Here is a 10,613-nt window from a genome sequence, read left to right on the forward strand (position 1 = left end):
CGGAATCCACTCGCACAGGTGCAGGCTCAACCGGTGGTGCGCCGCGTCCGCCGTCACGTTCGACGGCAGCGAAGGCAGCGCCGTCCAGTCCATCCCCACCAGCACCGCGATGTTCCACAGCGCCAGCGCCAACGACAGCCCCGTCGCCACCAGCGCCACCGCCGAGATCACCTTCCGGTTCCCCTGCTCCCACTTCCACCCGAAGGCGCCGTTCACCAGCGCACCCAGCGCCGGCAGCACGGGAATCAACCAGAGAAGTTGCACGGAGGTCATGCGCCACCTCCCGCCCGAAAGCCTCTCCCCAGAGAGCCGGCGAGAGCGTGGGGACAGGCGCCTTCGAAATTCGAAGTTCCAGATCCGAAATTCATCCCTTCAACTCCCTGGCTTCGTCCACGTTGGCGGTGTGCTTCACCCGGTACAGGGCGATGAGGAGCCCGAGGCCCACGGCCGCTTCCCCGGCGGCCACGGCGATGAGGAAGACCGTGAACACCTGTCCCGTCAGGTTCTGCCAGAGGTTCGAAAAGGCCACGAAGTTGAGGCCGGCCCCGGCGAAGATCAATTCGATGGACAGGAGGACGACGATGAAATTCCGTCTCGCGAGGACGCCGAAGATGCCGAGACAGAAGAGGAGAAAACCCACCAGGACCAGCGCCGGGATGGACACGTCAGACCTCCTTCTTGGCCAGGAAGACGCCGCCGACCACCGCCACGAGGAGGAGGATGGAGGCCGCCTCGAAGGGATAGAGGAAATCGCCGTAGAGGACCTTGGCGACCCTGCGCGTGTTGTCCGCCGCCGGAGCGGGTTGTGGGGACGCCTCCGCGTCGGCGGTCGCCGCGACGGCGGGGCGCCCTCCAGGGGAAGCGGCGTACTCGCTGTGGTAGAGGCGGTGCCCCATCCAGAGGAAGAGCGCCAAGACGAGCACGAAGGCCGGCCAGGCCTGGAAGTGGACCTGGCGCGTCAACCGGAGCACCTGGTTGTCCACCAGCATGATGCCGAAGAGGTACAGGACCATGATGCCGCCGGCGTACACGAGGACCTGTACGGCCGCCACGAACTCGGCTCGGAGGGCGAGGTACAGGACCGCCAGGCCGAGAAAGCCCACCAGGAGCGAAACGGCGGCCGTGATGGGACTGCGCGCGAAGACCACCCCGAGCGCACACGCCACGATGACCGCCGCGAGCAGGATCATGAAGACCGTCATCCCCTCTCCTCCCGAATGTTCTTCCCACCGCGGTGACCCACGGGCCGCGGAGAATTCGCCTCAAGAAACCCCAGGACCCCTTCCTTCGCCGGCGCCCTTCGCTCCTGCCCGGAGACTCATCACTTCTTCACCGGCACGTTCTCGATCCAGTTCCACCTGTAGCGGGTCTGATCCAGGTCGTAGGGGAGCCTCTCCCGGTCAAAGAGCAACTCCCTGTGGTCGAACACAACCAGCTCAAACTCCTGGGAATGGTGGATGGAGCCCGTCGGGCAGGGATCCACGCAGAGCCCGCAATGGAGGCAGTGCTCCTGGTTCAGGTAAAACTCCGCCGGACGCTTGTCCGTCTTGAAGACCTCCTTGGGGGGAGGAAAAACCTTGATGCACCCCTCCGGACAGGCCTTTTCGCACATCCGGCAGGAAATGCAGGTCTCGATCTCCACGTGGAGCCGTCCCTTGGTGCGGTACGGGAGAACCGGGCGGACGTCGGGGTAAAGCTCGGTGACCTTCGGCTTCACCATGTACTTGTGGGTGACCCTCATACCCTTCAAGAGCTCCCAAAAGGTCACCATCTTCAAGAACTGGAGGGCGGCGCTCATTCGGTCACCTCAGGAGCCAAAGCTTGAACAGGGCCACGAGGACCAGGTTGGCCATGGCGATGGGAAAGAGGACCAGCCAGCCGATCCTCAGAAGCTGGTCGTAGCGGTATCGGGGCCACGTGGCGCGGATCCACACGAAGAAGTAGGCGAAGAGGGCCCCCTTCGCGGCGAAGGAACAGACGCCCAGCGCGCTCACGAGCCTCGGGTGCGTCGCGTAGAGCGCGGCGTCCTTGACGAAGGGGATGTCGTACCCGCCCAGGAAGAGCGCCGCGGCCACCACGCTCGTGAGGACCACGTTGGCGTACTCCGCCACGAAATAGAAGGCGAATCGCATGCCCGAGTACTCGGTGTGAAACCCGATGATCTCGCTCTCGCCTTCGGGCAGGTCGAAGGGCGTTCGGTTGGTTTCGGCCACCGCCGCCACGATGTAGACGCCGAAAGCCACGAGCCCCGGGAACAGGAAATACCATCCCAGGGCCTGCTGGGCGGCCACGATGTCGCTCAGGCGGAAGGAGCCCGCCAGGAGCACCACGGAAATGACCGAGAGGGTCAGGGGCACTTCGTAGGCCAGCATCTGGCTGGCGGACCTCAGGCTCCCGAAGAGGGGGTACTTGGATCCCGAGGACCACCCGCCCAGGATGATCCCGAAAATCCCGAGGGAGGAAAGGGAAAGGATGAGGAGGATCCCGAGGTTCACGTCGGCGATGACAAACCCGTGACGATTTCCCGCGGGGGAGACCCAGGGCAGGGCCCAGGAGACCACCGCGAAGCCCACCAGCGCCGGGAAGAAGGAGAAGACCGGGGCCATCTTGAACAGGAAGGGCCTCGCGTTGGCGGGGACGATGTCCTCCTTCAGGAGGAGCTTGAGGCCGTCGGCCACCGGTTGGAGGAGTCCCAGGGGGCCCACCCGGTTCGGACCGAGGCGGGACTGGAAGAAGCCCAGGACCCGGCGCTCGAACCAGACCATGTAGGCCACCACCGTGAAGACGGGCACCAGGAGAATGAGGATCTTGAGCAGGGGCATTCCGATCTGCGCGAGGAGCCAATTCTCATTCATCTTCGGTTTCCCTTGTCGGAGGCCCCGGTCTCCGCCGATACGAGCCCGGGAGTCCGTGAGCCCATGATCCCAGGAGAGATCGCGAAAAACGGCAAACCTCTCGTCGGCTCATCGTTCACGGGTTCGCGGCCTCGTGGGCTCATGGTTTCCATCCTTACCTGTCCACTTCGCCGAGAACGATGTCGAGGGAGCCGATGATGGCCACCACGTCGGCGATGAGCGCGCCGCGGCACATGGTCTCGATTCCCTGAAGGTTGATGAAGGAGGGGGCCCGAACGTGGACCCTCCAGGGCTTCTCGGCCCCTTCGCTCACGATGTAGTAGCCGAGCTGGCCCTTGGCCGCCTCCACCGTGAAGTAGGCCTCTCCCGCGGGCGGCCGGATGATGCGGCCCACCTTGCCCTTGAGGTCCCCCTCGGGCATGCCGTCCAGCGCCTGACGGATGATGCGGAGGCTCTGGCGCATCTCCCGGACGCGGCAGAGGTACCGGTCGAAGACGTCCCCGTTCTGGCCCAGGGGCACCTCGAAGTCGAAGTCCTGGTAGCTCGAATAGGGCAAGGCCTTGCGCACGTCGAAGTTCACCCCGGAGCCCCGGAGGGTGGGACCCGACAGGGAAAGGGCGATGGCCTGGTCCGCCGAGATCACCCCGACCCCCTTGGTGCGCTGGACCCAGATCCGGTTCCCCGTGAGCAGGGTCTCGTAGTCGTCGACCTTCTTGGGCATCTCCTCGAGGAACCGGCGGCAGACCGCCTCCCAGCCCTTCGGGAAGTCGAAGCGCACGCCCCCGATGGGGTAGGCGTTGGGCAGGAGGCGCTGGCCCAGCATCGCTTCGAAGAGGTCCAGGATGGCCTCCCGCTCCCGGATTCCGTAAAAGAGCATGGACTGGGCGCCCACATCCAGGGCGTGGGTGCCGAGCCACAGGAGATGGTTCGCGATCCGCTGGAGTTCGTCGAGGACGACCCGGATGTACTGGGCCTTCTTGGGGACCTCCAGGTTGAGGAGCTTCTCCACGGCCCCCACGTACCCGTGGCAGTTCAGGACCGCCGCCACGTAGTCGAGCCGGTCGAAGACGGGCGTGGCCTGCGTCCAGGTCCGGTACTCGCACCACTTCTCGATGCCGCGGTGGAGGTAGCCGATGATGGACTCCATCCCCACCACCCGCTCTCCGTCCAGCCGGACCAGGGCCCGGTAGACGCCGTGGGTGGCCGGATGCTGCGGCCCGAGGTTCAGCTCCACTTCGTGGGTTTCCAGGACGTCCTGCAGCGGGGAGCCTGAAGGGCCCATCACGTCACCGGCCATGGCGCTGCTCCTCGACGATTTTCCGGGCCTCCTCCACGTCGTCGGGGAGGTAGACGGGCTTCCCGTACCGGTTCGAGCGGATCATCTCCTCCTGGGCGCCGCCGAGGGGGAACTCCTTCCTCAGGGGGTGACCTTCGAAGTCGTCCGGAAGGAGGATGACCTTGAGGTTGGGGTGGCCCTCGAAGACGATCCCCAGCATGTCGTGGGCCTCCCGTTCCATCCAGTCCGCTCCGGGCCACACGCCGGTGGCGGTGGGACAGGGCTCTCCGTCCTCGAGCTGAACCTTCACGCGGAGGGAGTGGCCCTTTTCCAGGGAATACAGGTGGTAGACCACCTCGAATTTCTTGTCGTTGATGGGGTAGTGGGCGCCCGTCAGGTCGCTCAGGTAGTTCATGGCGCACCCGGGGTCGTCCCTCAGGAAGGTGAGGATCTCCACGAGGCGGGCCTTGTCCACGAGGACCCCGGCCTCTCCGCAGGGGCTCTTGACGCCCCGGACAGATTCCCCGAACCTTTCGGCGAGTGCCTGGGCCGGAGCGTTCAGGACCACCTCCCCCGTGGGCTCCCACTTCTTGGGAGCGGCGGGCGCCTTGGGGGCCGCAGGCTTGGCCGCCGCGGGCTTCTCGACCGGCGCGGCGTCTCCACCCGCCTCCTGCGGCGGGGGCTCCGGCGGTCCGGGCGCCTTGATCTCGTCAGTCATCTGCGTCCCCTAATCCTTCAAAATCTGGGCGGACTGAACCACGTGGCCTCTGGATTCGTAGTCGGCCACGACCTCGGGGATCTCCTCGCCCTTCGCCATCCAGCCCTTGGTCGGGCGGTCGCGCAGGACGCCCTTGAAGGTGGGCTCTTGCGCCACCTTCGGGTTGCGGATCTTCTCCTGGAGGCGCATGAGGGCGTAGATGAGGGCCTCCGGACGCGGAGGGCACCCGTTCACGTACACGTCCACGGGAACGATCAACCCGGCCCCCTGGAGGACCGCGTAGTCGTCGTAGGGGCCCCCTTTGATGGCGCAGCTGCCCATGGCGATGACCCACTTGGGGTCGGGCATCTGGTCGTAGAGGCGCCGCACCACGGGGGCCATCTTGAGGGTGATTGTGCCCGCGATGATCATCACGTCGGACTGGCGGGGCGAGGGCCGCATGACCTCGGAGCCGAAGCGGGCCATGTCGTACCGGGAACACATGGCGCTGATCATCTCGATGGCGCAGCACGCCAGGCCGAAGGTCATGGGCCACAGGCTGTTCCGGCGGCAGTAGTCGAAAAGGACGTCCAGCTTGGCCAGCCCCACCCACGCGGGGTGGGCGCCTCCGCTCAAGTCCCGGCTCATTCTTCCCACCTCAACGCCCCCTTCAGCCACGCGTAGACGTACGCCGCGATGAGCAGGGCGAGAAAGACGAAAACTTCGATCAATCCGAAGAGGCCCAGCTTGTCAAAGGCCACGGCCCAGGGCAGGAGGAAGATGGTCTCCACGTCGAAGACCAAAAAGACCACGGCCACCAGGTAGAAGTGGACGGAGATCTTGCCCGGCGGGGCCTCCTTCACTTCAATGCCGCATTCGTAGGGCTCCGCCTTGACGGCGTTGTATCGCCGAGGGCGGATGAAACGGCCCAGAACCATGGTGAGGGGCACGATGGCGAGAGCCAGGGCCAGGAAGATCCCTACGGGAAGGTAAGCCGACATGTACGATCCTCCCTTGGGCGGGCGGGCGCGGGCCTAAAGGCGCTGAATATAGTCGAGAGAGGCCGTAGTGTCAAGGTTCCAGAGGGAGAAAGCGGAACGCGGCGGCGGGGTCCCGGACCGACCCTGGACGCGGTTCCCCACGCGACGGCGGTTGGGTTCGCTTCGAGCGGCCCGGGCGGGAACGGTCCTCTTGGGGCATTTCCCCCAAGATCCGGGTCGGCTCCTCAGACCAGGTCGAGGCCCGCCAGGGACGCCAAGAGTTTCTTCCGCCCGAAGCGGTTGAAGGAGACCGTCACCTTCTGGCTCTCCCCGCTCCCCTCGAGGGCCAGAACGATGCCGAAGCCGTATTTCTTGTGGTGGATGCGCGCGCCGACACGCAGGACCTTCTGAGGGGCGGGCTTGGGGGCCTCCGCCGCGTCCAGGAGTGCGGCGGCCTCCAGGAGGCTCATGGGGGCGCGCTCCACCCCGTGGACCTCCTCCACGCGACCCCCAGGGATCTCACCGAGGAAGGGGGAGGGAAGCCGATCCTGTACCACGCCGAAAACGTAGCGCTGACGGGCCCAGGTCAGGGTGAGCCGGTCCATCGCCCTCGTCATGCCCACGTAGCACAGCCGGCGCTCCTCTTCGAGTCCCTCCTCGGTCTGGGAGGAGAGGGCGTGAGGGCACAGGTCCTGTTCCAGGCCCGACAGGAACACCACTGGAAACTCCAGGCCCTTGGCCGCGTGAAGCGTCATGAGGCGCACTGCGTCCACGGGCCCGTCCTTCAGCTCATCCTGATCGCTCGCGAGAGCCTGTCGTTCGAGAAAGAGACGGAGGTCGCCCCCCTCCCGGCTCTCGAATTCCCGCATGGCGGACACGAGTTCCCGGACGTTTTCGATCCGGGCCTCGGGGTCCGGGCCCGACTCGCCCTGCTCCGCCAGGTACGCCACGTACCCCGTGGCCTCAAGTACCCATTGCGTCACGGCCGCGGGTCCGCCGGCCGCGGCCCGCTTGCCCACGCCCTGAAGGATGTCCAGAAAACCCCGCAGGGCCGTGCAGGTCCGGGAGGGGAAGAGCCCCTCCTCGGCGGCCGCCCGGATGGCCTCCACCAGGGTCGTCCGACGCTCCTCCGCCAGGGCCGCGAGTTTCTCGACCGTGGTCGCGCCCAGCCCGCGCGGGGGCACGTTGAGGATGCGCGCCACGGCCAGGCGGTCCTGCGGATTCAGGCCCGCCCGGAGGTAGGCGAGGACGTCCTTGACTTCCTTCCGCTCGTAGAACTTGAGGCCGCCGACCACCTGGTAGGGGATGCGCCGGTTGAGGCACGCCTCCTCGAAGGTTCTCGACTGGGCGTTGGTCCGATAGAGCACGGCCATCTGGCGCCAGGCGTACCGGGCCTTGAGGGAAAGCATGGAGTCGGCCACGTAGGCCGCTTCCTCGCGGTCCGAGGGCGCGGCGAAGACCCGCACCGCCCCGCCGTCTCCGCGCTCCGTCCAGAGATTCTTCCCGATGCGCCGCGTGTTGTGGGCCACGAGATGGTTGGCCGCCTCGAGTATGGCCCGCGTGGAGCGGTAGTTCCGTTCCAGTTTGATGACCTTGGCTCCCCGGAAGTCCCGCTGAAAGTCGAGGATGTTCTGGATGTCGGCCCCCCTCCAACGGTAGATGGACTGGTCCTCGTCGCCCACGGCGAAGAGGTTCCCCCACTTCTCCGAGAGAACCCGGAGGAGGCGGTACTGAATCCGGTTGGTGTCCTGGTACTCGTCCACGAGGATATGCTGGAACTGATGCTGGTACTTGGCGCGGACTTCGGGGCGCTCCTCCAGAAGGCGCAGGGCCACCCCGAGCAGGTCGTCGAAGTCCATGGAGTTGGAATCGGCGAGCTGGCGTTCGTAGGCGAGGTACACGGGGGCCACGGTCAGAAAGAAGTGGCCCCTGGCCTTCTCCGCGAAGGCCTCGGCGCTCAGCCCTTCGGTCTTGGCCCGGCTGATGGCGGAGAGGACGGCCCGGGGCTGGATGTTTCTCTCCGATACCCCCCGGTCCCTCAGGAGGCGCCGGACCAGCCCCGCCGAGTCGTCGGCGTCGAGAATGGTGAAGTTCCGGTTGTACGGACCCCCGAGGGCCTCCACGTCGGCTCGCAAGAGCCGCGCGCACATGGCGTGGAAGGTCCCGATCCACAGGAAGGGCAGCGCGGGCTTTTGGAGGAGATCAAGGACCCGCGCCCGCATTTCCTCCGCGGCCTTGTTTGTGAAGGTGACGGCCAACACGGAGTGGGCCGAGACGTGGCGGGCGGAGAGCAGGTGCGCGATGCGGTGGGCGATGACCCGGGTCTTTCCGGACCCCGCCCCGGCGAGGACCAGGGCGGCTCCGCCGGGTTCCGTCACGGCGAGCCTCTGTTCGGGATTGAGCGTGTCCAGCATCCGGTCGTCCAAGGTGAGGCCCTTCCCGATCCTCCGGCCTCCGGCTCAGAGCCGTGCCCGGAGGGGGCTCACGTCGCCGCACAGGAGGCCTTCGGCTTGGGCCGAGGCCATGGGCAGGGCCCGGTGGGCGAAGTGCAGGGCCGCCTCCACCTTGTTGTGGTAAAAGCGGGCCTCCTCGCTCTGATCGAGGAGACCGTCGAGGGCCGACGGGTCCTCGAGGTCCACCCCTCGCTCTCGCGCCAGGGAGCCCAGACGTTCTCGAGCCAGGACAGCCTGTTCGAGGAGGAGGCCGCCCGCGAGGACGTGTCCGCAGATGTCCAGTAGCGGCACGGCGTTGAGGAGGCCGAACAGGCCGGGATCGGCGGCGGCCCTCATGACCTCCAAGCACGCTTCGAGGCTGGAGAGGGCCTGCTGAAGCCGCGGGCCTCCGGCGGCAAGGGGCCCTTGAGCGGGCACCGCGGCGAGAGACCGCCTGGCCCGATCCAAGAAGAAGGCCAGGTACCGGCCGTTCTGTATACGGAACTTCCGGCCCACCAGGTCCAGGGCCTGGATCCCGTTTGTGCCCTCGTAGATCGAGGCGATCTTGGCGTCCCGCAGGTACCGTTCGGCGGGGAACTCCCGCGTGTACCCATATCCGCCGAAGGTCTGCATGGCCCATTCCGTGACCCGGAAGCCCCAATCCGAGCACCAGGCCTTGCAGATGGGCGTGAGGATCTCCACGAGGCCCGCGTGGCGCTCCCCTTCCTCTCCCTCTCCGGCGTGGGCCACGTCCATGCAGTAGGCCGTGTAGGAGAGAAGCGCGCGCATGGCCTGGACGTAGGCGCTTTGGAGCAGGAGGTTCCTGCGGACGTCGGGATGCTCGAGGATGGGGACCTGCGGGCTGGAGGGGTCCTTGTCGTCGTGGCGGCGGCCCTGGAGCCTCTCCCGGGCGAAGGCGAGGGCGGCCTGGTGGGCGGCCGATCCGATGGCCATGCCCTGAACCCCCACTTCGTAGCGGGCGGAGTTCATCATCTGGAACATGTGAAGGAGCCCGAGGCGCTCCCGCCCGATGAGGTGCCCCACGCAACCGCCCCGCTCGCCGAAAACCAGCGTGCAGGTGGGCGATCCGTGGATGCCCAGTTTCTCCTCGATTCCGGCGCACTGGACGTCGTTGTCTTCTCCCAGAGTCCCGTCCGGGTTCACGCGCACCTTCGGCACCGCGAAGAGGCTCAGTCCTTTGGGGCCGCGGGGAGCCCCCTCCACCCGGGCCAGGACCGCGTGAATGATGTTCGGCGTGTAGTCGTGGTCGCCGGAGGTGATGAAGATCTTCTGGCCGGAGAGGGCGTACGTTCCATCCTCCCGGCGGATCGCCTTGGTCTGGATGTCGCCGAGGTCGCTCCCCGCCGAGGGCTCCGTCAGGCACATGGTGCCCGTCCAAGTGCCCTGGTACATCTTCTCGCAATAGAGGTTCTTCAGGGTCTCCGTACCGAAGCTCTCGATGAGCTGGGCGGCCCCGCGCGTGAGCATGGCCGTGAGGCTCAGGGAGGGGTTGGACCCCACCAGGTACTCCATGATTCCCGTGCCGACCACCTCGGGAAGGCCCATCCCTCCGAACTCCGTGCCGGCCGTGGCCCCGATCCATCCCCCTTCGGCCAGGGCCGCGTAGGCCTTCTTCATCCCGGGGGGAAGGCGAACGCTCCCTTCCTCCCAGCGCGCGCCCACCCGGTCGCCTTCCAGGTCCGCGGGCGCCGCGGCCCCCTGGCAGACCTTGAGAGCCTCCTCCAGCACCATTTCCAGGTCCGCCCTCTCCTGTCCGGCGAACCGCTCCCGGGCGAGGAGGTCATCGAGGGGGAGCCATTCGAAGAGATTGAACTTCACGTCGCGAGAGTCGTCCGGATACGCCATCCCGAATCCCCTTCCTTCGGCCGGTTCTCCGAGGTGCGGACACGACATGCGGAGCCGGCCACGCAATGGCTGATGATGCGCCCGCCGTGGGTCGCCTGACAAGGGATGCGAGGGCACGCGCTGCCCTCGGCGGTCGCACGAAAAAGGCGGAGGCCGTGCCTCCGCCTTCGGTTTGCTGGTAGCCCGTACGGGAATCGAACCCGTGTTACCGACGTGAGAGGCCGGTGTCCTAACCGCTGAACGAACGGGCCATGTCTGGCTGGGGAGGGAGGACTCGAACCCCCAACATCCTGGTCCAGAGCCAGGCGTTCCACCAGTTGAACTACTCCCCAGCGGAACAGCATTTAATTTTACGAATCGAGACCCCTTCTGTCAAGGGCTCGACTTGCCTCAGCTAATTTCTTTCCGAAATGGATTCGTTGCCTCACCTAAGAATCTTGCCGAAAGGAAGTAAACAAGTGGAGGGGCGCCGCCCCCGAAAGGAGGGGTGCTCCAGGATGAGGCTGA

General features: G+C 66.4%; 11 protein-coding genes and 2 tRNA genes. All 13 read right to left on the minus strand.

The window, feature by feature from the left end:
• The coding region (locus tag AB1824_11735; GenBank protein MEW5765636.1) for a hypothetical protein at positions 1-273 on the minus strand (273 nt) is incomplete at its 3' end.
• A 91-nt stretch (positions 274-364) separates the two neighbouring features.
• Positions 365-664 carry an NADH-quinone oxidoreductase subunit NuoK gene (nuoK, locus tag AB1824_11740; protein MEW5765637.1) on the minus strand — a complete coding sequence of 100 codons (300 nt, stop codon included), beginning with the start codon at positions 662-664 and terminating at the stop codon, positions 365-367.
• Position 665: 1 nt separating this feature from the next.
• Positions 666-1,202 (minus strand): NADH-quinone oxidoreductase subunit J, encoded by a 537-nt coding sequence (locus AB1824_11745; protein MEW5765638.1) that lies wholly within the window; start codon positions 1,200-1,202, stop codon positions 666-668.
• Positions 1,203-1,321: 119 nt separating this feature from the next.
• On the minus strand, positions 1,322-1,798 hold the full coding sequence (locus AB1824_11750; GenBank protein MEW5765639.1) for an NADH-quinone oxidoreductase subunit I: 477 nt from the start codon (positions 1,796-1,798) through the stop codon (positions 1,322-1,324).
• 4 nt (positions 1,799-1,802) lie between these two features.
• On the minus strand, positions 1,803-2,855 hold the full coding sequence (gene nuoH / locus AB1824_11755) for an NADH-quinone oxidoreductase subunit NuoH (protein ID MEW5765640.1): 1,053 nt from the start codon (positions 2,853-2,855) through the stop codon (positions 1,803-1,805).
• A 154-nt stretch (positions 2,856-3,009) separates the two neighbouring features.
• Entirely contained in the window at positions 3,010-4,152 is a 1,143-nt protein-coding gene (locus AB1824_11760) for an NADH-quinone oxidoreductase subunit D (GenBank protein ID MEW5765641.1), read from the minus strand.
• Positions 4,142-4,849, minus strand: coding sequence for an NADH-quinone oxidoreductase subunit C (locus tag AB1824_11765; protein ID MEW5765642.1), 708 nt, complete (start codon positions 4,847-4,849; stop codon positions 4,142-4,144). The genes AB1824_11760 and AB1824_11765 overlap by 11 nt, the downstream gene beginning before the upstream one ends.
• 9 nt (positions 4,850-4,858) lie before the next feature.
• Entirely contained in the window at positions 4,859-5,476 is a 618-nt protein-coding gene (locus tag AB1824_11770) for an NADH-quinone oxidoreductase subunit B family protein (GenBank protein MEW5765643.1), read from the minus strand.
• On the minus strand, positions 5,473-5,829 hold the full coding sequence (locus tag AB1824_11775) for an NADH-quinone oxidoreductase subunit A (GenBank protein ID MEW5765644.1): 357 nt from the start codon (positions 5,827-5,829) through the stop codon (positions 5,473-5,475). The genes AB1824_11770 and AB1824_11775 overlap by 4 nt, the downstream gene beginning before the upstream one ends.
• A 224-nt stretch (positions 5,830-6,053) precedes the next feature.
• On the minus strand, positions 6,054-8,234 hold the full coding sequence (locus AB1824_11780; GenBank protein ID MEW5765645.1) for a UvrD-helicase domain-containing protein: 2,181 nt from the start codon (positions 8,232-8,234) through the stop codon (positions 6,054-6,056).
• Positions 8,235-8,267: 33 nt separating this feature from the next.
• Positions 8,268-10,106 carry an acyl-CoA dehydrogenase gene (locus tag AB1824_11785; GenBank protein MEW5765646.1) on the minus strand — a complete coding sequence of 613 codons (1,839 nt, stop codon included), beginning with the start codon at positions 10,104-10,106 and terminating at the stop codon, positions 8,268-8,270.
• 176 nt (positions 10,107-10,282) lie between these two features.
• Positions 10,283-10,357 (minus strand) — tRNA-Glu (locus AB1824_11790).
• A gap of 5 nt (positions 10,358-10,362) precedes the next feature.
• Positions 10,363-10,438, minus strand: a tRNA-Gln gene (locus tag AB1824_11795).
• Between the last annotated feature and the right edge of the window lie 175 nt (positions 10,439-10,613).

The sequence above is a fragment of the Acidobacteriota bacterium genome (genome assembly GCA_040752915.1).
Lineage (GTDB): Bacteria > Acidobacteriota > UBA4820 > UBA4820 > DSQY01 > JBFLVU01.